Source organism: Vibrio sp. EJY3, assembly GCF_000241385.1.
GTDB classification, from domain to species: Bacteria; Pseudomonadota; Gammaproteobacteria; order Enterobacterales; family Vibrionaceae; genus Vibrio; species Vibrio natriegens.
Map to the genome: position 1 here is coordinate 1,923,615 of NC_016613.1, position 26,584 is coordinate 1,950,198.

General features: G+C 43.5%; 22 protein-coding genes. 15 read left to right on the plus strand and 7 right to left on the minus strand.

What is annotated here, in order from left to right; all coding sequences use genetic code 11:
* The first annotated feature begins 89 nt into the window (after nt 1–89).
* The 3 genes from VEJY3_RS08750 (at nt 90) to grxB (ending at nt 2,857) form a co-directional block, all read left to right on the plus strand.
* Nucleotides 90–830, plus strand: coding sequence for a sulfite exporter TauE/SafE family protein (locus VEJY3_RS08750; protein WP_014232093.1), 741 nt, complete (start codon nt 90–92; stop codon nt 828–830).
* Nucleotides 831–1,175: 345 nt separating this feature from the next.
* Nucleotides 1,176–2,018 carry a MurR/RpiR family transcriptional regulator gene (locus tag VEJY3_RS08755; RefSeq protein WP_014232094.1) on the plus strand — a complete coding sequence of 281 codons (843 nt, stop codon included), beginning with the start codon at nt 1,176–1,178 and terminating at the stop codon, nt 2,016–2,018.
* A 188-nt stretch (nt 2,019–2,206) separates the two neighbouring features.
* Nucleotides 2,207–2,857, plus strand: coding sequence for a glutaredoxin 2 (gene grxB / locus VEJY3_RS08760; protein ID WP_014232095.1), 651 nt, complete (start codon nt 2,207–2,209; stop codon nt 2,855–2,857).
* Nucleotides 2,858–2,894: 37 nt separating this feature from the next.
* Here the strand turns inward: grxB and VEJY3_RS08765 are convergent, their stop codons facing one another.
* Together VEJY3_RS08765 and VEJY3_RS08770 are read right to left on the minus strand one after the other, a co-directional pair.
* Nucleotides 2,895–3,782 carry a DMT family transporter gene (locus tag VEJY3_RS08765; protein WP_014232096.1) on the minus strand — a complete coding sequence of 296 codons (888 nt, stop codon included), beginning with the start codon at nt 3,780–3,782 and terminating at the stop codon, nt 2,895–2,897.
* 38 nt (nt 3,783–3,820) lie between these two features.
* Nucleotides 3,821–4,672, minus strand: a complete 852-nt coding sequence (locus tag VEJY3_RS08770) for a MurR/RpiR family transcriptional regulator (RefSeq protein ID WP_014232097.1) — start codon at nt 4,670–4,672, stop codon at nt 3,821–3,823.
* A 539-nt stretch (nt 4,673–5,211) separates the two neighbouring features.
* Here VEJY3_RS08770 and VEJY3_RS08775 point away from each other — a divergent pair.
* Nucleotides 5,212–6,033, plus strand: coding sequence for a sugar phosphate isomerase/epimerase (locus tag VEJY3_RS08775; protein WP_014232098.1), 822 nt, complete (start codon nt 5,212–5,214; stop codon nt 6,031–6,033).
* Nucleotides 6,034–6,125: 92 nt separating this feature from the next.
* Here VEJY3_RS08775 and VEJY3_RS08780 read toward each other — a convergent pair whose 3' ends face one another.
* The 5 genes from VEJY3_RS08780 to VEJY3_RS08800 all read right to left on the minus strand — a co-directional run bounded on the left by VEJY3_RS08780 (nt 6,126) and on the right by VEJY3_RS08800 (nt 12,762).
* Entirely contained in the window at nt 6,126–7,166 is a 1,041-nt protein-coding gene (locus VEJY3_RS08780) for a LacI family DNA-binding transcriptional regulator (protein ID WP_014232099.1), read from the minus strand.
* Nucleotides 7,167–7,391: 225 nt separating this feature from the next.
* Complete coding sequence (locus tag VEJY3_RS08785) at nt 7,392–8,846, minus strand: sugar porter family MFS transporter (protein WP_014232100.1); 1,455 nt, start codon at nt 8,844–8,846, stop codon at nt 7,392–7,394.
* Nucleotides 8,847–9,802: 956 nt separating this feature from the next.
* Nucleotides 9,803–10,813, minus strand: a complete 1,011-nt coding sequence (locus VEJY3_RS08790; protein WP_014232101.1) for a Gfo/Idh/MocA family protein — start codon at nt 10,811–10,813, stop codon at nt 9,803–9,805.
* 201 nt (nt 10,814–11,014) lie between these two features.
* Nucleotides 11,015–11,911, minus strand: a complete 897-nt coding sequence (gene iolE / locus VEJY3_RS08795) for a myo-inosose-2 dehydratase (protein ID WP_014232102.1) — start codon at nt 11,909–11,911, stop codon at nt 11,015–11,017.
* 47 nt (nt 11,912–11,958) lie between these two features.
* Nucleotides 11,959–12,762 carry a TIM barrel protein gene (locus VEJY3_RS08800; protein WP_014232103.1) on the minus strand — a complete coding sequence of 268 codons (804 nt, stop codon included), beginning with the start codon at nt 12,760–12,762 and terminating at the stop codon, nt 11,959–11,961.
* Between the two features lie 427 nt (nt 12,763–13,189).
* On the opposite strand from VEJY3_RS08800, the gene VEJY3_RS08805 reads away from it, so the two are divergent.
* The 11 genes from VEJY3_RS08805 to VEJY3_RS08855 all read left to right on the plus strand — a co-directional run bounded on the left by VEJY3_RS08805 (nt 13,190) and on the right by VEJY3_RS08855 (nt 26,571).
* Complete coding sequence (locus VEJY3_RS08805) at nt 13,190–14,200, plus strand: LacI family DNA-binding transcriptional regulator (protein WP_014232104.1); 1,011 nt, start codon at nt 13,190–13,192, stop codon at nt 14,198–14,200.
* A 235-nt stretch (nt 14,201–14,435) separates the two neighbouring features.
* Nucleotides 14,436–14,756 carry an STAS domain-containing protein gene (locus VEJY3_RS08810; RefSeq protein ID WP_014232105.1) on the plus strand — a complete coding sequence of 107 codons (321 nt, stop codon included), beginning with the start codon at nt 14,436–14,438 and terminating at the stop codon, nt 14,754–14,756.
* A gap of 28 nt (nt 14,757–14,784) precedes the next feature.
* Entirely contained in the window at nt 14,785–15,615 is an 831-nt protein-coding gene (locus tag VEJY3_RS08815) for an OmpA family protein (protein WP_014232106.1), read from the plus strand.
* Complete coding sequence (locus VEJY3_RS08820; RefSeq protein WP_014232107.1) at nt 15,612–17,705, plus strand: SLBB domain-containing protein; 2,094 nt, start codon at nt 15,612–15,614, stop codon at nt 17,703–17,705. The genes VEJY3_RS08815 and VEJY3_RS08820 overlap by 4 nt, the downstream gene beginning before the upstream one ends.
* The gene (locus VEJY3_RS08825) at nt 17,705–18,400 is read left to right on the plus strand and encodes a chromosome partitioning ATPase (RefSeq protein ID WP_014232108.1); all 696 of its coding nucleotides are present in this window, start codon (nt 17,705–17,707) and stop codon (nt 18,398–18,400) included. The genes VEJY3_RS08820 and VEJY3_RS08825 overlap by 1 nt, the downstream gene beginning before the upstream one ends.
* Nucleotides 18,401–18,408: 8 nt before the next feature.
* Complete coding sequence (locus tag VEJY3_RS08830) at nt 18,409–19,209, plus strand: phosphate/phosphite/phosphonate ABC transporter substrate-binding protein (protein WP_014232109.1); 801 nt, start codon at nt 18,409–18,411, stop codon at nt 19,207–19,209.
* A gap of 12 nt (nt 19,210–19,221) precedes the next feature.
* Entirely contained in the window at nt 19,222–21,534 is a 2,313-nt protein-coding gene (locus tag VEJY3_RS08835) for a response regulator (RefSeq protein WP_014232110.1), read from the plus strand.
* A 23-nt stretch (nt 21,535–21,557) separates the two neighbouring features.
* Nucleotides 21,558–23,018: a sigma-54 dependent transcriptional regulator gene (locus tag VEJY3_RS08840; protein WP_014232111.1), complete on the plus strand. Its 1,461-nt coding sequence runs from the start codon at nt 21,558–21,560 to the stop codon at nt 23,016–23,018.
* Nucleotides 22,999–24,054 carry a glycosyltransferase family 4 protein gene (locus VEJY3_RS08845; protein ID WP_014232112.1) on the plus strand — a complete coding sequence of 352 codons (1,056 nt, stop codon included), beginning with the start codon at nt 22,999–23,001 and terminating at the stop codon, nt 24,052–24,054. The genes VEJY3_RS08840 and VEJY3_RS08845 overlap by 20 nt, the downstream gene beginning before the upstream one ends.
* Nucleotides 24,055–24,191: 137 nt before the next feature.
* Nucleotides 24,192–25,397 carry a glycosyltransferase gene (locus tag VEJY3_RS08850; RefSeq protein WP_014232113.1) on the plus strand — a complete coding sequence of 402 codons (1,206 nt, stop codon included), beginning with the start codon at nt 24,192–24,194 and terminating at the stop codon, nt 25,395–25,397.
* The gene (locus tag VEJY3_RS08855) at nt 25,390–26,571 is read left to right on the plus strand and encodes a glycosyltransferase family 4 protein (protein WP_014232114.1); all 1,182 of its coding nucleotides are present in this window, start codon (nt 25,390–25,392) and stop codon (nt 26,569–26,571) included. The genes VEJY3_RS08850 and VEJY3_RS08855 overlap by 8 nt, the downstream gene beginning before the upstream one ends.
* Nucleotides 26,572–26,584 lie beyond the last annotated feature (13 nt).

Here is a 26,584-nt window from a genome sequence, read left to right on the forward strand (position 1 = left end):
GGTATGAGAGCTTTTTCTGTTGGACTTAAGTACCTGTTCTTAGCAACCCCAAAGCGCCCGTCTGGGCGCTTTTTACATGGAGCGAAGAAATGATCATCACAGACCCATGGTTTTATATCGTATCCATACCCGCAGTCCTCATTTACGGAATCGGTAAAGGGGGACTCGGTGGCGCATTAGGTGTCATTTCAGTACCACTGATGGCTTGGACCATCTCACCAACCCAAGCCGCTGCGATACTGCTGCCGATCTTATGTGTTATGGATTTCTTTGCCGTTAAACACCACCGCCATTTTGCAGATGTTCGGGTGATAAAACGCATGTTGCCAGCATCGGCCCTCGGAGTAGCTCTGGCAGCGTTGTATTTAGGAAGTATGACCGAGTCTAGCGTGAAGCTGATTGTTGGACTGTTGTCGGTACTGTTCTTCTTTATGCACCTGTTTCAGCGCAAACAACCAAAACCCGGAGGAACGTTTTCAGCCTGGTTCTGGAGTACGTTATGTGGCTTTTCCAGTACCGCCATTCATGCTGGAGGTGGCCCTGCCAGTCTTTACCTGCTCCCGCTACGGCTCGAAAAAACCACATTAATCGCAACGATGGCCGTCCTGTTTGCCATTATCAATCTGTTTAAACTGGTGCCATTTACTTTGCTTGGCACCTTCGACAGCACCAACTTACTGACTTCTTTGGTTCTCATGCCATTGGCACCAATAGGCGTAAAAATGGGGGTGTGGTTACTGGATAAAGTCCCTCAGCAAACTATCTACCAACTGTGTTACGGCTTCTTACTCTTATCCGGAACCAAATTGCTCCTTGAAGGGATAAGCTAATCCATTCTTTCACCGGATAATTCTTATTACAAAACGAAATGACAAAGGGAGCCTTGTGGCTCCCTTTTATCGTATCGGCGAGAAATCAAAACAATTAACTCACGCCCAATATCGAAAAACCTCGATAAATCATCTGAAAGCAAATGAATGCCAACAAGGTTTGTGTCATCAAGAAACTTATCTAAAAACTATCAGCTAGCACCAAAGATGATTTGAATTGATTCATTAGAAGTAAATGAGAAATAGATCGAATTTGTCAGATATGACAGCTATATGAACGATTTCATTTTTAAGCTAAAATGAAACACTTAAAGCAAGTCACAGAATGAATCTATGGAGAACATAATGTCAGCACCAACCACACTAAGTGAATTGCAAGACCAAATCAGGAATCGCTACGGTGATTTAAGTAAACGTCTTCAACAAGTTGCAGCTTATGTACTTGATAATAAAAGCAGTGTCGCGTTTGAAACTGTTTCTGTTATTGCTGAACAAGCTGATGTTCCTCCATCGACATTGATTCGTTTTGCCAGCGCTTTCGGCTATAGTGGCTTTAACGAAATGAAACAACTATTTCGTACAAACTTACTTGAAGAGACATCTAGCTACACTGATCGAGTGAAACTTTCAAAAAGCATGGATGCCGACGAAGAGCCACCAGAGCGTCCTATTGATATTCTGCAAGCTTTTGCACGCGCCAATACCAGTGCAATACAACAACTGTCGACTCAAATCGACGAAGACAGCCTCAACAAAGCGGTAAAACTGCTCTCTGAAGCAGACAATATTTACGTCATCGGTCTTGGACGCTCATTCAGTATCTCTTCATACTTAACGTACGCATTCCGTCACCTGAACAAACGTGCGTTTCTTATTGATGGGCTTGGTGGCATGTTCAAAGAGCAAATCAACATGATTCGCGAAAACGACGTAGTCGTAGCGATCAGTTTCTATCCGTACGCGCAAGATACGACTGATGTGAGTGATGCGTTAGCAAACACAGGCACAAAGCAGATCATTCTTACCGACAGTCAAATCAGCCCACTTGCAGCCTTCAGTGATGTCTGCTTTGTCGTGAAAGAAGGCAAGGTAGATGCATTCCGCTCTCAGGTGGCGTCACTATGCCTGGCCCAAACGTTAGCGGTTTCACTGGCTTTTCAGGAAAGCGAAAACAATTCGGCAGCATAGTCCGCTCAAAAATTCTGGGTGTATTGAGATACGCCCAGCGTCCACCTCTCCTCCCTTTTTTCCTGTGTTGTTTCGCTATTTGTTGTTGAGATCCCAAATAAATAGATAAAACAAATGAAAAAATAATTTCATTTTAATCTATAATTGAATATTAATTCCTTTAAATATTTTCAATAGGTAGGAGAAAGATGAAGTTATTTGTTTTTGAACATTGCCCGTTTTGTATCAAGGCGATGATGCTCGCGAACTTAAAGAACATGCCTGTCGAGTTTGTGTATTTACAAAACCACGATGTGGATGCCCGTATCGACAAAGTTGGCGCAAATATGGTTCCCATACTTGAAAAAGAAGATGGTAGCTATATGGCAGAAAGCCTTGATATTGTGAAATATTTAGATGAATGGGATGGCAACCCTGTATTATCACAGGCTGTACATCAAACTGATATCGACCGTTTTAATCAGGCAGTCAAAGGTGTTGAAGGTCCACTTGTACATCCACGCTGGATGGAAATCACTTTGCCCGAGTTTGGTAGTGCAGACGCCAAAGCTTGGTTTACCACCAACAAATCGAAAATGATTGGAATGTCATTTGAGCAGGCGATGGCGCAAAGTAATGAGTTTCTTATTCAACTGAACCACGCTCTGCGTAATCTGGAATGGCTTACGCTACCTTCAAGTCGCGATAATGTTCTCAGTTACGATGACATTAATTTCTACCCTACTCTGAGAAACCTTACCGTAATCAAAGGCGTGGAGTTCCCACCAAACGTTCGCCTCTATATTGATGAAGTGACGGCGTTAACCAACATTCCGCTTTATGACCACGTAGCGGTATAACTCACTTAGCGCCCAATCACACGGGCGCTGATTGTTTTTAAAAAGCACGCAGCCTCTTCACCTTCACTCGTACTAAGTCCCAGCATCGATAAACCATCAACGCGGTTAAAATAAGTACGATACCCAGAATTTTATTGGTCGACATCACTTCATTTAACCAAACAACGCTGATCAACACGGTCCATAGAGGCTCTAATGTCATCAACAAAGCAGCATTGGTTGCATTTGTCCCGCTCTGACCTTTGATTTGAATGAAAAAGCGCAGACAAGTCGCCGGAATGACACTAGCGGCAAACCAACCAAACGTACACATACTGATTGAAGTGGGCCAAGACTCTATACAGGCAGAAAAAAGAATCGCCAATAAGCCACCAGTAAAGAACTGAACACAAGTGAGGTAAAGCACGGGAATAGTTTGAGAGTGATGACTATTACAAATGAAATGTAACGCCACAAAAGCCGCCGAAATAAAAAAGAACAGTTCCCCTGTAGACATTGAGAAACTCCCCGAGAGGGATAGAAAATACAGTCCCGCGCTGACGAATGGAAGAGAAGCCCAAAAAGGGCGTGTTGGCCGCTGCTTGAACAGCATCCACCCCCAGATAGGTACAAATAGCATAGAAAGGCTCATGATAAATGCGCCCACACCCAGTTCATCACTGACCGAGACGGCATAAATCCACAAAGATAAAGACAAACCTTGCAGCAGCCCTATCCATCCCGCTGTGACAAACTGCTGGCGATCTCCACGAACCAGCTGCTTCATGCCGAATGGCGCAATAATCACAGCGGCGCAAACAAACCGAAATCCAATAAACGCGAGTGGTGGTAACTCCGTAACAGCCTGCTTAGAAAACAACCACCCCAACCCCGCTAATATGGTGGCAGAAAACAGATACAGTTCCGCTTTTTTATTTGAAGTCATTACCGCCTCTACGTTTATGGAGAACCAGCTACACCCTATTAAATATCCAGAGCGTCGACCTGCGTCTCTTCATTTGTGTTGTAAATAAGTGCAACCACAAGTGACTGAATCAAACATTGGGTTGCGGATAAAGTCCGATACTTTTCTAACTGCGACTCTTTAATCACAAAACAGGCATCGCTATTGGTTGCTATAGGGCTTACCTGGCTGTCAGTAATCGCTATCTTCTTTACGCCTTTTTCTTCCACGACTTCACTAACCATTACCGATTCGTCAGAGTAAGGTTCACTGCTGATGATGACGACCACATCGCCTCTGTGTATCGTCTGCATTTGCTGCAGATAAATTGCCCCCAAACCATCAACAAGAAACACACGGCGGTCAATACGTCTCAGTGCGTAAACAAGGTATGATGCCATGCCAAAGCTTTGCCCGAAGCCAACCACATATATATTATTCGCCTCATTAAGCAACGTAACCGCTACTTGGAGTGTGTCGTGCTCAATTTGCACGTTTAAGTCTTCAAGGGAGTTGATGTTCGCCTTAGCTAACTGAGCAAGAATATTCGCTGGAGTCTCGATATTCTGATCATCATCTAAGCCCGCACCAATCCGGGCATAGCCGGTGTAACTCTCCGTCTGTTCAGCTAAATTAATACGAAACACTTTTTTGATGTCATTGAATCCACGATAGTGAAATGCGTGCGCAAACCGAGTCAGCGTCGATGGCGGAACCTCCGCATTACGTGCTATTTCGGACACCGAATCGAACGCGATACTTTCCGGTTTTTCAACGACATACTTAGCAACTTGTTGTAAGCGTTGACTCAAACCTTCATACTTTGCGTATATGTCCCTTTGCAGTTCTTTCACGTTTGTTGCTGCAATCATATTCCCTCCTTGGAATAAGCTGTACTTTATGAACAAGGCAACCATCAACCATCGCAACAAATACCCCCCCAGCCATAAAAACGTGTTGTCGAGAAGTTCGGGATTTACACAAAAGATGATCAGGCTATATCAATTCATAGTTCGAGTGGAAATTTTATTCCATTTTAAAGCAAAAATGAAATTCCAGTCAATGTAAATGATTGTCTGTGTTGAAAGCGAGAAAGTGCCAAACAATGTCAGAGCAGAGCACTAAACATCCACACTCAGTCAGTAGTTGATTGTTCGATGGATTTATTAATCGGCCAAGAACCTGATTTTACTTATCAATTAAACTCAGCTAATTCATTAACTAAACGAAGGTTGGTACGAGTTTTCCCGTGGTACTTTGCTGTTCATTGCAAGGGAATTGGTCTCTTCACCCTTCTATCTTACTTCTAGCTCACACTATTTCATGAAATTTAATATTTAAAATCAATTAATTTGAAATTTAAATTCCAAAAAATATACTAATAGTATGACATCAATACAAGGACTCCCTTATGTTAAAAGCTCTACATGGTATTTCTACAAAAAGTAGTAACGTTATTACGGATGCTCGTATTGCACATGATATTGGTTATGATTGCTTAGAAATTCTGGGCGATAAGCTTATTAGCTACCAAGATAACGGTGGAACGAATAAAAAATTAAAGGAAGTTCTTGATGGCTATGGTTTAAGTGCTGGGTGTATCAATGCCCTTCTTTCTGTAGAGCGTCATCAAGGCGAAGAACGTACGCAAATGCTCGAAGAGGCAAGGAGGTTAACTCAAGCAGCAGCCGAACTTGATTGTCCAACGGTGCAAATTCTTGCCCTCAATGGTATCGATCACCTCCCGGACGATCAAATCATGGATATTCTGACCGAGAATATTGGTTCCATCGCTGATATCGGTAAAGAATATGGAGTCCGATATCAAATAGAAGTTATTGCCTTTACTAAGTTTCGCTCTCTAGAACAGGGGCTTGAAGTTATTCGTCGCTTAGGCCGTGACAACGTAGGTATGGTGGTCGACTTTTGGCATTTATGGGCAACGGGATCTAAACCAGAAGACATCGCGAAATTAGATAAGAACCTCATCTATGGCGTTCACTTTTGTGATGGCCGATTACCCTATGAAGGCGAAGATTGGGATCAACTCGTCCAACGTGGTTACATGCCAGGAGAAGGTGATATCGATATTCAAGCTTGGGTGGATGCAGTTAAAGCGACGGGTTATGACGGTATGTGGTCAGCAGAACTACTGAGTCCGAAGCACTGGGAATATGACTTATATGATATTGCACAACAATGCTTTGATAATATGAAAAAGTATATTGGTTAATATTTCATTTTAATCATAGATAAAACGTGCCGTTAAAAATAAGCGATTAGAATTAACGGCACATATAGGGCATGAAATTCACTTTAGGTTTACTATATGTTTTCTCGACAGTAAGTATCTATAACCACAGGTTCAAAACTTAATGGCGACTGGTTATTACCCTCTGACTGATAAACTACTTTAAACAACTGCTCGATCAGCTGCTCTTTTCTCGTTGATAATACGGTGTGAACTAAACCTTCATCCAAAGCGTCTCGTGTTACATCTGTGAGCTCATGACAAACAGTAAAAATTTCCTTTTTAGTACGATGATTTTTTAGCGCTTCAATAACACCTTCACTTCCCCCTCCAGCACAATAAATAGCAGAAAGATTTGGATGACAAACGAGAAGCTCTTCTGCCGACTCTAAAGCAAGCGAATAATTTTCAAGGCTCATTGTCGATTCAATGACTTCAGTATCAGGAGCATGTTCCTCAAAATAGGAGTAAAACCCACTCATATACCCAGATTGGCAATGGAACCTTTTACTTCCGGAAATAATACCCACTGCCCCATTATCATTAGCCATATGATGAATGTACCAGGCTGCAAGCCTCCCCATCACATTGGGATTAATACCTAAATGATGTATCTCTTCCGTTGTATTTAATTGGCTAAGTAACGATATGATGTTGACGCCATTGCTAGCTAGCTTGTCAACGGCTTCTATAATCTGGGGGTGTTCAGGAGAAACCAGTGCAATGGTGTCGTATGCGTCTGATATTCGATTGAGCAGTGTGGTGTAAGTCAGATGGTTTAAGTCGTCCAGATAAAATATCTTCAGCTTACAATGTGGAAACTTATCGTAGACCTCATTTTGAATGCTTTCGCCTAACAGTTTATAAAAATGCTGGTTTTGGGAAAGAAGTATTACTGCGAGATTTTTTTCCAGATAGGTGTCATTTAAGGCAGTTTCGACCAGACGGGTTGCACGGAACCCAATCTCCTCGGCTGAAGCTAGTACTTTTTCTATAGTTTTACGTCTTACCGTCGAGCGTCGATTCAGTACCCTATCAACCGTTGCGGTACTAACACCCGCATGCATAGCAAGATCCGCTATTGTTACTCTTCTATTCTTTGCTTTATTCGTCATGAAATATCTTTTATTAAGAGTTGGTTACAAGGGTAGCCTTTCAATAGCCTTGAAACGATATTGAGTCAAGCGCCTACCTACGCTCAACTGGTCTGATCATGAGAATGGCGCACATTCCAAGTGACCTAACCGATACAAAAGATCACAGGCTTAGTATGTTCAAAAAACAAATAACGCTAAAGTTTAATAACCTTAGCGCTACGTATTCAAAAACGTTAATCCTTCTTATGCTTTACTGCCTAATATATGCTCTTCCATCTTTTCCAATGAAACGCCCTTAGTTTCTGGCAGGAAGCGAGCAATAAAGAAGTAAGACATCGCCATACACGAAGCAAAGACCCACATAGGGAATGCACCATTAAAATGCTCATTTAACCATGCGTTATCGTTCATAAATGGGAACAAAAGGCCGATAAAGAAGTTACTTACCCACATGCTTCCGATAGCAAATGACATACCCAACGAACGCATTCTATTTGGGAAGATTTCAGAAACGACAATCCACGCGCCCAAGCTCCATGAAAATGCGAAACAAATCATAAAGACCATCATCCCGAATAATGTCCAGTAGCCCATTTGAATGGCTTCTTCGCCCACTAGACCACTTGATCGATAGATGAAGTACGAGGTGAGTAATAAGCCAATAGTCGCGCCAATCGAACCAGCCTTGAGAAGCGGAGTGCGACCCACTTTATCCATTAATAAAGAACCAATTGATGTACCAATAAGTTGAATCACACCAACCCAGATGGTTAAGAATAAAGAAATTTCTGCATTTCCAGTTACTTTTTCTAAAACAACCGGGGCAAAGTACATCATGACGTTAACGCCACTGGCCTGTTGAAAAATTGCAATTGCAGATGCGATAAAGACAAAAAACCAAAAGTGTTTCTCACGCACTACTGTCTGCTTGCTAGCGACTTGCTTGCTCACGCTTTCATCAACAATTGATTCTTGAATAGTAACAAGCTTTTCTTTCGCTTTTTCTGGATTGAATATACGAGCAAGGATTTTCTCGGCTTTAGCCATCTCACCCTTCATCACTAGCCAGCGCGGAGATTCAGGAATGATCAAGGAAGCCACCAGAAATAACACACAAGGAATCACTTCCGAACCGAGCATAACCCTCCAACCAGTATCAACTAGCCATGTTTCAGCCATACCTTTTGCAATTAAGTAGTTGACGACAAATATCACCACTTGGCCACCAACAATAGCGAAGTTTTGCATGCTGAGCGCTCGACCACGAACTATCTTTGGCGACACTTCCGAGATATACATTGGCGAAATGGAAGAAGCTAGCCCGACAGCCAGTCCTCCGATCATACGAAATACAATGAACCAAAAGAAGGTGTCAGCAAGTGCCGAACCTACCGCAGAGACTGTGAATAGAATTGCCGCAAAAATTAGCGAACGTTTTCGACCATATTTAGCACCAATTCGACCCGATGCAAGCGCACCGATAATACAGCCAATCGCGACATTTGATACTGCCCACCCCACACCAAATGAGTCGAGTTGGAAATATTGTTTTATCGGTCCGATAGCACCGGAAATAACGGCAGTATCATAACCAAATAATAAACCGCCCAGTGCAGCAATACTACAAATTAATAATACGTACCTAACGTTGTACTCTTGTGATATCACAGGCTTTGATATATCGCTTATTGCGGACATACATCCTCCTTGAAAGATCAAGCTCTTTATTTTTTTAAAATTAGATTAGGGTCGTTCCACTCACTTTATTTCAAGGTTAAGTGCAACTCGTTCTTTATTGTATTCGGCTCAATTAACAATCTGAGAAGCCATTCTCAATACATACAGATATCGACAACGATCGCGTTTCTATCTGCTGATGACAATTACTTCTGACCAGATGTTTTTTTGCTAACACAACCTTCTTATTACATGAAACTTAAATTTTACTTTTTAAGAAAAGTGAAAATATTAGTTCACAAAAAGAAATCTAAACGATAAACAGTGATGAGACCGTGACAAGACTCTCATAACATTTCATTAACAAGCTTTGGCATCAATTCCATCAATACTTCATATTCAAAAATGATGTAAACCATCATTTTTGAATAACTTATAGTTATCATAAAGTTAAGACCAATCTTCCTTATAACAATGTCCAATAAAGACATTAAACATCATTCAACACAGGCTATATCTAGTGAGATTGTGGTAATAGTTACGCGCTCTACAAATAAACCATTGTGCTAAAACAAAAGACCAATCACACAAAAAACGGGGGATCCGTGTATCAAAAACACCCACAAGATGAAAATTTTCGAATAATTTATTTCATTTTTATGCAATTAAACCTTTGTGCAAAAGGAATTGTGTAAACTAGCTCTAAGGCTCTCGTTCCCCAATTACAGGTAACTTATCCGTGATTAAGCGTATAATTGATGCTCTAAACGCTGTCTCCTTACTCTGCGCGGCTAAGGCGCTACAAATGGAGAAAACTAGGGGAAACGGAAATCTTTGGCTTCTTTAAACAAAAATCCCTCAAAATTTATTGAGGGATTTCGACTAAATTAAGAGTCCAAGACTATCGGAAAGTAACGATCAAATCGCAAAAGTAACCGACTGCCTAGCACTCTGTGCAGTAACTATTTTATTGAGTACTATTTGTAGAACTCTGGCGTTTCCGGCATGTCGATATCAACAACCTTGCCTGAAACGCGTGCTTCAGCACATGCATCTGAAGTAACCGCTGCGAAGTAACCATCCCATGCATTAGGGCCATTTACTTCACCTGCGTGAGTTGCATCAATCCAGTCTTGAAGCTCCACGTCATACGCTTCAAAGAAGCGGTCTTTCCAATCAGTCAGAATGTTCGTAGAAAGTTTCGCATCTTTACGAGTCAAGAGGCTCATTGGCTCTGGCAGATTAGCAATCCCCTCTTCACCAACGACTTGGCATTGAATATCGTAACCGTATTTACAGTTAACAAAAATTTCAGCATCAATATGAATGCCACTTCGAGTTTCTACGATCACCATCAGTGGATCCTGTAGCTTCGCGTGGGTGTATTTCGTACGTTTTGGATTAATAACCTGAACAGATTTGTAGTCGTCACCCACTAACCAGCGCAATACATCGATTTCATGGATAAATGTATCCGAGAAAGGCATATCGCCATGGTAAGCTTCTGGAACTTCAGGGTTTCTGTGAGCACAGTGTACGAGCAAAGGCTCACCGAGCTCACCATTTGCAATTGCAGCTTTAAGCAATTTGTAGCCCGCATCGTAACGACGCATGAAACCAACCTGTACCAGTTTTTTGCCAGCAGCCATTTCGGCTTCAACAATACGTTTGCAACCTGCAGCAGTGTCAGCGAGTGGTTTTTCACAGAACACAGGTTTTCCAGCTTTGATCGACTCAAGAACAAACTCTTCGTGCGTCGGTCCCCAAGACGTCACAACAACCGCATCGACGTCTGACGAGTTGATCAGATCCTTACCATTAGCGTAAACTTCAGCCGGAATATTCTCTTCGGTCAAAAATGCTTTTACTGCGTCAGGATCCACATCGGTAGCAGCAACAACTTTTGCACCTTGTAGAAGGTTATGAATCCTTTTTGCATGTTCTTTACCAATTGCACCTAAACCAATCACACCTACTTTTAAAGTCATGATATTCGTCCTTTAATTTTCATTTATTTTAGAGGTAATAAACCGCCGTCTGAATTGTAGAGTTTTATTTTTATATGAATAAAACCAATACAGATTCAAATTAAATAGTGTTTATAATTTTTAATAAAATAAAGAGTTAATAGTTACATTTAAAAAATAATTAGTTCGGAATTAATTTATAATAAATGCATTATATTGATTTTAAATTCCTGCAACTTCTCGAATATATTTTCGCGCTTTTTGTGCGTACTCTAGTGGATCGGCAACGCTAGGGTCCTGCTCTGCTTCTATAACCATCCAGCCTTCGTATCCAGCTTTATCTAACGCGTCAAATATCGGTTTAAAGTCAATTACACCGTCGCCAGGAACAGTGAAAGCACCTAAACGAACGCCATCAAGAAAACAGCGATGCTCATCGATGACTTGTTGACGCTTTTCATTACGAATGTCTTTTAAGTGGACGTGTGGAATACGACCAACATATTTATCTAAAACTTCAAGGATCGCTGCTTGTGTACCTTCTGAGTAGTAGATATGCCCCGTATCTAGGAGTAAGCCAACATTATCGTTCGTCATCTCCATAAATCGGTCTATCTCTGATGGAGTTTGAACACCGGTACCCATATGATGATGCAGACAAACTTTCATGCCTTTTGCGGCTGCAAGCTCAGCAATTTTATTGTAGCCATCAGCAACACGTTGCCACTCTTCGTCAGTCCAGTGCGGTTTTTCTTCAAAGACAGCTTTTTCAGTGCCCTGAATACTGCCACTTTGCTCCGAGCAACCAATAACCTTTGCGCCCATTTCATGTAGGAATTCCATATGCGCAATAAATTCAGTAATTGATTGATCTTCCTTACCAGCTGCAAAGAAAGTACTAAACCAAGCGTTACAAATCTGAATGCCACGAAGCGCGAGTTTTTCTTTTAGTACCTTGGTATCTTTAGGGAACTTACAACCCACTTCACTACCAGTGAATCCAGCCAGGGCCATTTCACTAACACACTGTGCAAATGTATTTTCTGCCCCTAAACTTGGTAGATCATCGTTTGTCCATGCAATCGGCGCTGCACCAAGTTTTACTTTATTTTTGTCCATTAACGGCCTCCCAATATAGAGTCCACTATTAACGAGTTAATAATGGGTTAAATACGCTCAAGGATGAATTCAATACTTTCTTTCGCTGCTTCAACGTGATCTGGAAGTTCCCAAACAGGCGCAGAGAATGGTTCAAATGAGAAATAGCCTGTGTAACCAGCGTCAAGCAATTGTTTGATTTGACCAACATTATCCAAACGGTCTTGAGCATTAATCATCAGACGGTGGGCGTCTAACATTTCATCAAACGTGATGGATTCATCTTCAACACCTGAGATATGAACTAAACCCGTTTGCTGTGGGAAAAGTTCAGTTTCTGATGCACCCTTGTGGTGGAATGTGTCGTGAACGATCTTGAACGTATCTTCGAAACCGAGCTCTTTAATCGCTTCCACCGCTTCAGCTTTAGTGCGAAGGGATGAAATAGGAAAACCTAGGGGCTCAACATAGCCTTTGATGCCGTGTTTATCTAAGATAGTTTTGAGGTGAGTTAAAGACTCTTTCACTTGTTCCTTCGTACGTTGATTACCGTCATTCAAAGGGCAAAGAACCAGCGCCTCCGCACCACATGCTGCGGCTAAATCAGCCAACGTTTCTGCTTTCTCTTTTAATTCGTTATCCCATACATTGAACGGGTATACGGCATTAATAGTTAGAATTCGAACACCTGCGGATTTTGCTTTAGCACCAATAACTTTAGCTTGCTCAACAGAAACCAAGCTATTCTCGTTTACGTCATTACGTAATTCGATAGCATCCAGTCCCAGCTGCACTGCATAATCAATAAGAGCTTCTGCCGATACTTTTGGACAAAGCATGTGATTTAAAGCAAATTTAATTTGGGTGGTCATGTTCACTACCTCGTTATAATTTCACGTATTTATTAAATTAAAATATTAAATGTGGCTAACTAAGTAATAAACTTAGTAATCGGCGACCCAAAAATAGTAGCGATTACATATCGTTTTTGGTACTTATGTTTTGATGGGTTTTCATCAATGAAATGTGATCTAGTTTAAAATTAAGTAGCCATTGCTTTTTAATTTTTATTTGCGTACCCAACCAGCTTGTTGTTCTGTTATTAATCAGCACGCTTTAGCTTCAGCTTGACGATTAAGATAAACGAGAATGAAGTAATTATTCTAATAAGCGAAGACAAAGAGTTATCTCTAGAAATTTAACGATGCCTAGCGTATTGTCAGCGCTAGGGAAACCGAATATTCGTTGAGTAATACCCATTGATACACCAAACCACTGTCGTGTACAAACTATAGAGTTATGAAGAAATCAACTTTTGCTGTAATTGCAGAAAAAGCGCAGGTAGGCATTGCTACCGTAGATAGAGTTCTGAACGAGCGCGGAGGCGTCTCTCCAAAAACGGTTCAGAAAGTGATAAATGCAGCTCGAGAGTTGGGGATTAAACGTACACTGCCAGAAATATACCAAGCTCCCTGGAGGATAGAACTTATCCTCAGTCAGAACCCTTCACAATTTTTCAAATCTTTAACCCGAGAATTTAGTAAAGTTGCTCAAGGACACCAGTATCGTAATTTTCGCTTACGTTGCAGCTTAGTACCTGAGAGTCAGCCCGAAAAGCTTGCTAATCACCTAGAGAACAGCGCCGATAAGTATGACGGTATCATCGTATTTGCAAATGACAATGACACCATTTATCAAGCGCTTGAGAAATGCCATTCTAAGGGAACCCCTGTTATCACACTAGCTACCGATTTGCCTGATAGCAAAAGGTTATGCCATGTGGGAATCGATCAGTATCAGATAGGAAGAACGGCCGCTTCACTGATGTCTAAAATGCTGCCAGAGCAAGGAAAAATCCTTCTTATGAGCGGGCGATTCGACTATCAGGCTCACATACAAAGAATGAAGGGATTCCAAGATGCGATAAGAAAACGAGATAATATTACGTTGAGCGATGTTTTGTATGGTAATGACGATAAAGAAACCATCCAGCGTATTTTGAGTCAACAAAATAACAGTGACATCATCGGTATTTATAATTCGGGAGCAGGAAACAAAACCATCGGTAATTGGATATCAAGTAGAGGTAAGGCTGGTTCTTGTGCTTTTATCACTCATGAGCTTTACGATACTACCGAAGAGCTATTAAAAAATAATACGCTTTCTTTCTCGCTAGACCAAAATGCTCAACGACATGCAGAACTGTCGCTGGATATTATGTTCAACCACTTATCAAACGGCTATTCTCCAGATACTTATACAGATGGGAAAGTACCCTTTAGAATTATAACTGAAGAAAATATCATCTAGATTAACGCGAAATAAAGAAGCATAAGCCATTAGCTTGCTGATTAGTTAATACTTACGTTATTACACAAAGATTGATGCCATAAATAAGCGTCGTTTTCTGATTGTCATTTTGAAACTTCCATTTTCTCATTTTGAGAACCCCTTCCAGCCACTACCTAAGTCATTGATATTTAAATACATAAATCTTGGCACACTCCCTGCAATCCTGCTGTAAACACTAGCAGGGGATACGATTATGGAACTTCGTAAAATTGAAACAAACGACACTATCGTGACATGGGTAATCAACGGGAACCTTGACGCAGACGGTAGCCGCCAGGCGCAGCCACACATTGATGAAATTTTGGCTGAGCCATCTACTCGAGAAATAGAAATTGACTTCAGCCGAGTCCAGTTTCTTGATTCATCAGGCGTAGGTGCGATCGTGTACCTGTATAAACGGCTTATCGAGAACCAGAGAAGCATGCGTATTGAAAACGCTTCAGGCCAACCTCTCGAAATAATGAATCTGTTGCGTATTAACCAAGCAATACCAGTTAACTCTCGAACTTACTAAATAACGATCACTGACAAAGGACGTTGGCATGAACTTTTCTTTCAAACACATAGCCCTAGCTGTATCTATGACTGCCGTGGTTGGATGCAGTAGTTACCCAGAGGAAGGCCGTGGTGGTCTTGGGGAAAACTACATCCAATCAAACTTCACCCCCGTGATGCCAGATGAGCCCCTCGGTCCGGAGCACGGACTTCGGTTTGACTGGCAACTGACTAAGCTGCAATTAGACTCTTTGATCAGCGAAGGCGCGCGTTGGTGTTTCCCGGCTGCAGTTATACAAGCGTTGGAGAAACAAAACCGAATCGCTAGAGAGCTTGAAGGTGGTTTACTGCTTGATGCTGCCAACGACATTGTTATTCAGCGCAAGCGTCTTAATGAGCTAGAACTTCAACTGGACTATGCGACCTCACAGACCAAGTGTGTACCTCCTATGGATGAAAACGCATTTCAGAAGCGCTTAGCTATGATTGATCAACTTTATAGCTTGCTTAACGTCGATAATCAGTTCGCTTTTAATTCCACAGAAGTAAATCCAAAGTACATGGGCCATCTAGCCCAATCCGCGAACATCTTAAATGAGCACCCAAGTTTAAACCTCAAAGTTACTGGTCACGCTGATTCTGTAGGTGATGGTCAGTACAACCAGGAACTTGCCATGGGACGTGCGAATCAAGTCAAGCGCTACCTGACCATTTTTGGTCTCAATCCGAAACGTATAGAAACACAATCGGTCGGCGACACGCTTCCACTCTATGAGGGTGAATCGGAAGGTGTTCGTCTTACCAACCGCCGCGTAAGCATCGAAGTGGTGGATACTCAAGAACAAACCAAGCAGCGTTTGCAGGGAGGCTTACAATGAAATGGATTAACCTAATTGCCCTATTTCTTCTTACTTCAATTTTCTCTGTGGCGCACGCGAATGAAGAACGAGTACAAATTGGCGATCTCATTCAGGTCAACTTACCCGGTGAGTCATCGTTAAATAAAGGCTTTCAAGTCGACAAGCGTGGCCGCATCACTCTGCCTGAAGTTGGCGCGCTATACGTCGCGGGTTACAGTGAAGCTCAGCTTGAACAAGTCGTTAAAGAATCGCTGGAAAAAGTGTATCGAGACCTATCCTCTGCATCTGTCTATATCGCTGAGCAACAAATTTTAGTCTCGGTACAGGGGTATGTGACCTCTCCGGGCGAATACACTTTATCTAAGTCTTCTGATGTCCAAATGGCCATTCACGCAGCGGGCGGATTACGCTCCGGCGCGCAGCTCAACAGTCTGTTTATCAAACGCGGCAAAGATAAGATCACCTTTAACTACAAAACGTTTCTCGATACAGGTGATGAATCACTGCTACCTGAGCTGATCTCACTTGATACGATATTTGTTCCTGCGTCTCCACTGGTCGGTAATATCGAGCAAGAGTTCGATGCGAACAAACTCGCTAACGCGGGTGACAGCGCCGACGGCCGAACAGCAATTAAAGTGTTTGGTGAAGTAAACGCGCCGGGTTCATTCAGCTTTAAAGCCAATAGCGATCTGGTTGACATCATTATGCGAGCTGGCGGCGTTACTCGCTATGCCTCTGTCGAACAAATACGTGTCATTTCAGACAATACTCCTAAGTTGTTTAACCTGAAAACCTATCTCGATAGCGGTGATATCTCATTGCTGCCGCCACTAACGCCGGGAACCACCATCTTCGTTCCTAAACAAGAAGAAGAGATCAAGGCAGGCGCGAACGTGGTTTACATTATGGGTGAAGTGGCAAGCCCTGGAGCCTATGAAGGTAAGAAGAATGCGTCGTTTATGGATATTCTGGCTAACGCAGGTGGCCCGACTCGTTACGCAGAATCACGTCAGATTCGAGTGATTAAGTCCAATGGTCAGGTGATCAAATTTGATTTAACCGCGTTCACTGAAGGTCTGACCCGTAAAAGCCCGCCTAAGATTGGCCCGGGAGATGCGATCTTCGTTCCTGAGAAGACAGACATGAACGAAAAGTCTTGGCTGAAAATTGCGCCCAATCGCGCCGTCAGTGTGATTGGAGAAGTGGTTCGCCCCGGACGTGTTGAGTGGTCAGATGAAATGGATCTTATGGACTTGCTATCTCATGTCGGTGGCCCAACCCTTCGCGCGGACACCTCGAAAATTGAAGTAGTCGCCGCTGATAATCAGCTACACATATTCGATCTCGATGATTTCATTCTAAAAGGCGCGCCGAACAGCGAATTACCTAACATCAGTGCTGGTGCGATTGTACGTGTACACGATCTACCTCAAGATCCTTCCGACAACAAATCGCAATGGGTTCGCCAAAGCTCAGATGCATCCATTTATGTATTTGGACAAGTCAATGCCCCTGGCCGCTACCGTTTCACTAAGGATATGCATTTCCTCGATATTTTGTCTGCGGCTGATGGCCCAACAAAAGACGCGGATATCCACAACATTCGTATCACACATCGTGACAAAAGCTATTCCAAAGTAAGCAAGCTTAACCTATCGTTATACTTTGAGACTGGGGATGAAAGCTTACTTCCAAATGTCACCATGGGCGACACCATCTACATCCCTGAAAAAGATAAGATTTGGTTGGATCGTTCTAAGGAGTCAACAGTACGCGTACTAGGAGCAGTCAATAATCCAGGTCGATATGTATTTGACGACAACATGACCTTGCTGGACTTACTTGCCGAAGCGGGCGGTCCGTCTGATCGAGCCTATTTAGAGAAGATCTCGATCGTCAATATGTCTTGTTGCCAAGGACAAGCAAGAACCTTTGACTTGGTAGACTTTAGTAAAACTGCCAACATTTACAAACTTCCGGTACTACGAGCTGGCGATACCATCTATGTGCCCGATCGAAACGAAAGTATCATCGAAAAAGCACGCGTGGGTCTTGAAGACATTCTGCGCCTAACGACAACCATCGTGTTAATAGGAGCTCTGTAATGATTATTCCTGCAACTCATACAGAAATAGAGCAAATCTATCTTGCAGCAGAAATGCGTGACAGTCGCTCACTATGTATTACCGCATGTCAATCTGGCGATGGCGTGACTTCCGTTGTCGCTGCACTGGCTGAGCGTTATCTGCTCGCGGGTCACCGTACCTTGGTGGTGGATCTTAATACCTTCCACCCAGCTTTCGAATGCATTGATATCACAACAGATATCGACAATCAGATTGGTTCTTTGGTCGCGCACGCTTCAACGCGACAAATGTTTACCGGGTTAACCGTGCCGAACAACCAATCAGCAGTTCTGGCGTACAAAGATCCCTCACATTTGAGAGCCGCGGTCAAACAATGGCTTCGCCAATACGACCGCGTTATTTGCGACACGTCACCGCTGCTTCAAGTCAATAGAGGAAATATTCCTGCACAAGTCGTTGCGAGCGCTTGTGACCAGACAGCACTCGTGGTGATGGGTGGCAAAACGTCTTCCAGTCAACTTGAAAAAGCCATGCAATTGATTGATTCGCCTTCAATCACCTTGTTAGGCTCGATACTCAATTTAAAAGACCAGGCAACACTGGCTCAGGAGATGGTGCGCGAGCTGAATCGGCTCCGCTTTATCCCCAAAAGTTGGCGAGAAAAGTGGTCGCAGAATATTCTTACCAACGAGTTCCTTGCTCAGTCTGCTTAGGAGTTGCCATGAGAAAAACCTTTATCGCCCTTTCGACTCTGTTACTTTCGGCAGTAACCGTTGCTGAAACTCTTACATTTGGCGTTGTCCCTCAGCAATCTGCCAGTCGACTTGCCGAGCAGTGGGAGCCTCTCGTTGCTGAAATAAGCAGAGAAACCGGTTACGACATTGCCTTTAGCACGGCTCCTAACATTCCGGAGTATGAAAAGCGTTTGTCGGCGGGCGAATACGATATCGCTTACATGAACCCATATCATTACACCGTCTACAGCAAACAGCCGGGCTATCGGGCCTTCGCCAAAGCCAAGGATAAAAAAATAAGCGGAATTCTGGTAGCAAGGAAAGCCAACAATATTGAGTCTTTACAAGCGCTGCAAGGACAAAGGCTCGCCTTCCCTTCTCCTGCTGCCTTTGCTGCAACGGTATTAACGCAAAGTGACTTGAGAGAGGCTAACGTCGAATTTGAGTCTGACTACGTAACATCACATGACTCGGTGTATTTGTCTGTGGCGAGAGGTTTTTACCCAGCAGGCGGCGGTGTGATGAGAACCTTTAACTCATTACCTGACGAGGTTAAATCTCAGCTAGAACCGATTTGGACAACAAAACCGTACACACCACATGCCATAGCCCATCACCCGAGAATGACTCACAACCAAGTCAAATTGATCCAACAAGCGCTCAAGTCTATAGATCAAACACTCGAAGGGAGAACGTCCCTAAAATTATTAAATATCAACGGATTTGAATCAGCTGTCGATACAGATTGGGACGATGTAAGAGCACTCAATATCAAAGTACTGGACTAACCGGAGGCTTTAATGACGTTGCGTTCTAAAACAATTCTTGGCATAGCTCTCATCGAAATTACGGCCCTCATCATTCTCGTGGCTAATGCGATGAGTTTTCTCTCAGATTCCAACGAGAAGCAGTTACTCCAAAGAGCTCATTCAAGTGCAGTTATGTTTACTCATGCTGCGAAAGACGCACTACTCTCTACTGATTTAGCGACGTTGGACGACTTAGCTCAAGAGTTCATCGAGTTAGAAGATGTCGCTTACGTTCGTGTGTTACGCGGTGGCAACCAAATGGCCACTGCAGGAGACCCAGCGCTACTTGCACGCTCAATGGTCAGTGATGAAACTCTAAAAGACGTGAAAGACGGTATCTTCGATCTACGTACCCCCATTGAAAGTAACGGTAATATCTATGGGTATGTAGATATGGGGTTTGAGACACACCCTATCAGCAATATGCTCATTGACGCGCAGCAAGCAATTATCAGTATTGCAACCATCGAAGTTATATTGGTGGCGTTTTTCTCCTTTATCCTTGGAACCTATCTGACTAAAAATCTCACCCGCTTAACCTCTGCCGCTCAAACACTTCGGGAAAAAGGCCCAGGGTTTCAACTTAAACACTATTCCAAAGATGAGCTTGGTGAAGTCACCAAAGCATTCGATGAGATGTCGGCTAAGTTAGAACAAGACTACCAAAACCTCACTGCAGCACGGGAAGGTGCCGAACTGGCAAACGACTCTAAAAGCCGCTTTCTCGCCTCCATGTCCCATGAGATACGCACTCCAATGAATGGCGTATTGGGCATATTAAATATCCTGGAAGAGACCAAACTCACCAACGAGCAAAGAAAGCTGGTCGCAACCGCTACTGAATCGGGCAACTTCCTCCTTTCCGTCATTAATGACATTCTTGATTTCACTCGTATGGAGTCCAATACGCTTATTTTGGAAGATAAACCTTTCGACTTCAGACAGTGTGTCGAAAGCGTGGTGAATTCATTTTTGCCCGCAGCCAAGAGTCAAAACCTTATTTTACATTGCTACATTGAGGGCACTGTTCCAAGCAAAGTCAGCGGAGACAAAAACCGCGTCAAACAGATACTGCTCAACCTGATAGGCAATGCCATCAAGTTTACTCACGAAGGCAGCGTCACGGTTAAAGTTGGGTCGGAGGCGTTGGAACAAGGGCGAGTGAAAATCACCTGCCAAATCCAAGATACAGGTATTGGCATCAAAAATAGCTCGATTGATTACTTGTTTGATGAGTTTACGATGGCGGACCAAACCTATTCACGCAGCAAAGAAGGTTCGGGGCTTGGCCTCGCGATCTGTCGCCGACTCTGCACCCTTATGGATGGTGACGTCACGGTCGAGAGCACACCCGGCGTAGGCAGTACATTCACATTTGACATCACGCTCTCGGTAGCCGATGAGTTGTTGACCTCTCCAAATATTGATTCACTCCGTCAGGAATTGATTCGTTCGAACGCTCGTATTCTGGTCGCAGAAGATAACAAAGCAAATCAGCTCGTCATACGTGAAATGTTCAAGCGGGTTGGTCTATCTATCGATATTGCCGAAAATGGCAAACAAGCGGTTTCCATGGTCCAGGAATATCAATATGACCTGATTTTTATGGATATCTCCATGCCTGAAATGGATGGCATGCAAGCCTGCAAAGCGATTCGGAGCCTTGATGACAGTAAGGCGTGTGATATCCCAATTATCGCCCTAACAGCACACTCACTGGCTGGTGATAAAGAAAAGTTTCTTGCATCGGGCATGAACGACTACTTGTCAAAACCCCTAAGGCTGTCACAACTAATTGAAAAAATTAACCTATTCTTAAATGATGACCAAGAGGAAAACAAAGATCTAAAATCAGACCCCTGTCATTTGATTAAGCATCAGAATTCATATACAAATACCAACGTAGGTCAATCGAACCAACGTGAGGAAGCAGTAAATTTGGATTTAGTAGACGAACAGATTTTGCAGCAAATGATCGCAGACACCAGTGCCGATGTCATTCCATTACTGATCGAGCATTATCTTGAAGAATCTCAGCAGCGTTTAGCCAAAATATATCTGGCTATGGAGTCTCAGGACAAAGAAACATTAGAGTTCGAAGCGCATACCCTAGGTAGTTCAGCTCTGGCACTCGGTAATAGAACTTTGTCCAATTTCGCGCGAAAAATCGAGCATCTTTGCTTAGACGGCAAACAAGAGCAGGCTTTCAGCTACAAACAAAAACTTGAAGTTGTTGCCTCAGAGTCACTAAAAGCATTAGAGGAAAGGAAACAGCAAGGGTTTATTGAACCAACACAACTATAAAGGCTTAAGAGAGGACAGCTCCAATGAAACCAAAAGTACTACTAATCGAAGACTCAACTTCTCTTGCTATTTTGTACAAACAGTATGTACAGCACGAGCCCTATGACCTGTTTCATGTAGAGACAGGTAAAGAAGCCATCGCCTTTATTGAAAGAAATGTTCCCCAATTAGTTATTCTGGACTTTAGACTGCCCGACATGGATGGCGAGCAAATTCTGGATTGGATTAACGAGAACCAAGTCCCGACATCCGTCGTCATTGCCACGGCGCATGGCTCAGTAGATCTGGCGGTTAGCCTTGTGCAAAAAGGAGCGAAAGACTTTCTGGAAAAACCAATTAATGCTGATCGCCTAAAGACCTCCATCGCTCTGCACTTGCAACAAGTTAAACTGGAGAACCTTGTCGAAGACATAGAAAACAAATTCGATCGAAACCGATTCCACGGCTTCATCGGATCTAGCCTTCCAATGCAAGGTGTGTACAAGATCATCGATTCAGTGGCACCCACGACAGCAAGTGTTTTTATTGTCGGTGAAAGTGGTACGGGTAAGGAAGTGTGCGCCGAAGCCATCCACCGTGAGAGTAAGCGTAAAGATAAACCGTTTATCGCTATTAACTGTGGTGCGATTCCAAAAGATCTCATGGAGAGTGAAATCTTTGGTCACGTCAGGGGCGCATTTACAGGCGCTACTGCCGATCGAAAAGGTGCGGCCTCAATGGCCAACGGTGGTACGCTTTTTCTTGATGAGCTGTGTGAGATGGAACTTGAGATGCAAAAAAAATTACTCAGATTTTTGCAAACAGGTACCTTTACCCCGCTAGGCGCAAATAAAGAAATGAAAGTCGATATTCGTATCATCTGCGCGACGAACCGAGATCCTCTTGTTGAAGTAGAAGAAGGCCGTTTCAGAGAAGATCTCTACTACCGCGTGCATGTAGTGCCTATTGACATGCCACCATTACGCGAGCGCGGCAATGATATTACGACGTTAGCGACTCACTTTCTTAAACTGTACGCTAAAGAAGATGGCAAAAAGTTTAACGCGATCCACCGAGATGCAGAGCCAACGCTAAAACGCTATGCGTGGCCGGGTAACGTCCGTCAGCTTCAAAACATTATTCGCAATATCGTGGTCCTTAATGACGATAGTCATTTGCGCCTTGAGCATTTGCCATCTCAGGTCACATCAAGCCGTGCGCCAAAGCAAAACAGCGTAGCTAAACCTGAGCCAGTCATCACTCCACAACCCGTCGTGATCAATGAGGCTCCTGAAAATAGTCACGACGCGGTTACTGAGCCGCAAATTGAAAGACCTGTAGCGATAAGGCCAATGTGGCAAATTGAACGTGAGGCAATACAGCAAGCCATTGATTACTGCGACGGAAACGTGCTGAACGCGGCGGTACTTTTAGAGCTTAGCCCTTCTACGGTATACCGTAAGAAGCAAGCCTGGGAAGCTGAAGATGAGCAACAACTCGTGTAACGAAGTCTGGCTAGTCATCGACAGCCTGACTTTCGGTGGCATTGAAACACATGTGCTTGAGCTCGCAAATGGGCTCAAGCATTTTGAAATTCCTGTCAAAGTCATGTTTCTGCGCTCTTATTCCAAACCGCAATTGCTCAAAGACAAGCTGGAATCAAGCGGCATTGCTGTCCAGTTTTTGAGCTCTACAGGCACGAATTACTTTAGCGACTTAATTAGCCAGGTACGAAAGCAAAAACCCGCTCTTCTCCACGCTCATGGCTATAAAGCAAGCTTAGTTTGCAAGCTAGCAAGAATAATGACCGGAGTTCGCCAAATATCTACGTATCACGCAGGAGAAACTCCAACGGGTAAGGTGTGGTTATATGACTGTGCCGACCGGTTCACCACGTTTGTGTCAAATCACTCAATCGCCGTGAGTGAAAGAATCACCCAAAAGCTGATAACCAAATCAGAAAGTTTCAATAATTTTATTGATACCAAGACGCTGTCTACCTCAACAGGAAACCAAATCGCGTTTGTTGGCAGGCTAAGCCATGAGAAAGGTCCCGACCGATTTATTGACTTGGCGCGCCTAAATCAGACACAACGGTTTGATCTTTATGGCTCGGGGGCCATGCAATCGGAGCTAACACAAGGCGCTCCGGCAAACGTCAGGTTTCATGGTCACCAAAACAACATGGACGCCATCTGGCAACATATTGGCATTTTGATCATTTGCTCTCGTTATGAAGGCTTACCCATGACAGCGCTCGAAGCGATGGCGAGAGGTATCCCTGTTGTCTCACTTAATGTTGGCAATATGTCGAAGCTTATTAAACACGAAACCAACGGGTACTTAGTCGACAACGTCAATCAATTGAATGAGGCTTTAAACACCTATCTGTCCCTCGCCCCCCACCAGCAATTTGTGATAAAAAAACAGGCGATCGATAGCGTTGAACAGCACTATTCTCAATCTGCCGTCATCCCAAAAATAATAAAACTCTACTTCCCCAATAGCTCTCAATCTGATTGTCAAATTGAGAAACAATAAAGCCCCACCTCAAGCCTCCTATAAATCACCTTAAAAACAATAACATACAGCCACCATCTTCTTGGCATCACATTTGCGTTAGTCCTATCGAAAAGTGCAATTAACGGTTCTATGCAAATGCGATGAGAGGGGTTGGCATGAAGAGAAAGATTCTATTTGTACATTATGGCGATGACTGGATTCGAGGCAGCGAGAAATGTTTGCTCGATCTCATTAAGTACATGGAACACCATCACTACGCTTGTTACGTTTGGACCAATAGTTGTGAACTCTCAAAACAGTTAGAGCTGATGCGTGTTCCAACTCAGCTTAATCATTTTCCACTGCTGCTTGGCTGGAAACCACCTAAATACAACGTATCAGGTTGGCTTGGTCTGACTAAGCAAGGTTGCGAGATCATCGAACGCGAAAAAATAGACCTTGTACACATTAATAGTGGTGCGCCCTGCCAGTGGATGTTAGCCGCTGCACGCATGAAGAAAGTGCCCGTCGTTACCCAGCTCCACTGCCCTTACCCAGCACGCGACCGCCTGACCCTTGGCCTGCACCTTTCTCCGCATATTATTTCAGTCAGTCAGTACGTCGCTGAATTCATGACTAAAGATGGTTACCCTAACGAAAAAATATCGGTTATTCACAACGGTATTGATACCGTCTCACTCTCCGCGCAGCAAAAAGTCGATGTTAGGCAAGCGTTGTCCATTCCAGAGCAGGATTTTGTTTTTGCGACGGTTGGCTCTCTGATTCACCGTAAAGGTGTAGACCGGATCATAACCGCAATGCGTCACGTGGCTTTTGAGTATCCTAACGTTAGTCTCGTTGTCATTGGCGATGGTGATTTAATGGACAAGCTTGTTCAGCAAGCCAGTCGTTTGCACCTAAGCAATCGTATTCACTTTGTTGGCGAACAATCCAATGTCGTTGGATGGCTAAAGGGATGTGATGCCTTTATCAGTGGTGCTCGCAGTGAAGCCTTTGGGCTGGCTGTAGCAGAAGCAGCCCTTGCTAAAATCCCGGTTATCGCGCCGCTTGAAGGTGGAATTCCTGAATTCATTACCCATGGTAAAACTGGAGTTCTGTATCCGAATCAGGGCATTGGCCCAATAGCAAAAGCGATGCGCGTACTCATCAATAGTCCTGAACTATGTGAACAGTATGGAATGAGCGGTTTTGATCACATTACCCAAAATCATGATCTATCTGTCAGTTGCCGAAAAATAGAACTTCTTTATAGAGACTTATTGGAACAGCCATTTGTAGCCAATCGGTCTCTAATAAGCACTTTATCCCCCCTCAAAACCTATGTGGTAAATCGTTTGTCGTTTGGAGGCCAGCATGACTAGTCAAAACAAGAAAACGCTTATTTTTGACCCTATCGCATTTAAAGGCGGATCTAAGATTGCAACCAGTGATGCGCTCAATGTATGCCGTGTTGAGTCCAATGATTTCATTGTCGCAACAGTAGACACGGCATTCTGGAAGCAAACAGAGTTCTACGCCAAACACAATGTTACTTTGATTTCCATTTCCCCAGTTCCTTGGTTAATGAGTCAGCACAATGGGATTCTCTACTGGCTAAACCAACTGTATCTCCTACTGGTATTGCTAAAGACATTGATTGGGCGTCGCGGCATTACTACGTTCATCGGCGCTTCAGGGCCGGGTATGGATATGCCAGTCTACTTGTTACAGATGGTTCTTAATATTGAAGTCGTTCAGTTTATCCACGGCAACGTCGGGCTGTCACGCTCTATTGGCTTCTGTCTTACCAGAGCGAACGCCGTGTTTTACTTACCTTCTACCCGTTGTAGCCTCAAAACGGCACTAGAAACTTACCTTAAAGCCGCGACCAAAATAAAAGACGCCTCGGCAATGGCTGAAAGTTACTTAAACTCATCTCAATATCAGTCATTTGTGAATGGCATTCCGGCATCTCGTTGGCCACAGGAATGTCAAAAAAACACGCCAGTTTACTTTTGGGCTGCATCGCTGCTGAAATGGAAAGGTCTGGAAACGTTAATAAAAGCATCCAAACGAGCCGCTATTAGTCAGTCTGTCGTACTCAATGTTTGCTACATTCGCCCCGTCGATACGTGTTTACCAATCTCCAATGCTCCGGTTTTACTCTCCCACACCATCTGGTATGAAGACCCTGAAAACTTGGATGATATCCGGAGTCAATCCAACATCTTTGTTTCAACCAGCTGTAATGAGCCATTCGGTTTATCAATTCTAGAGGCTCTGGCTGCGGGTATGTGCGTTGTCATTCCTCGAGATGGCGCATATTGGGACAAGACACTGACCCACAATGAAAACTGTATTAAGTATCAGCCGGGAAACCCTGATTCTTTGTGTGATGCTCTGCTCTACGCCAGTAACGACCAACAAGCATTTCATCGTTGCAGCCAGCGTGCGTTAGAAATAGCGACCCGCTATAAAGCTGAACATTGCTACCAAAAGTTTGCACAACACATTAATGGTGACGTGGTTACATCCGCCCTTCACGCATGCAACTAATTCAGTTTGAATA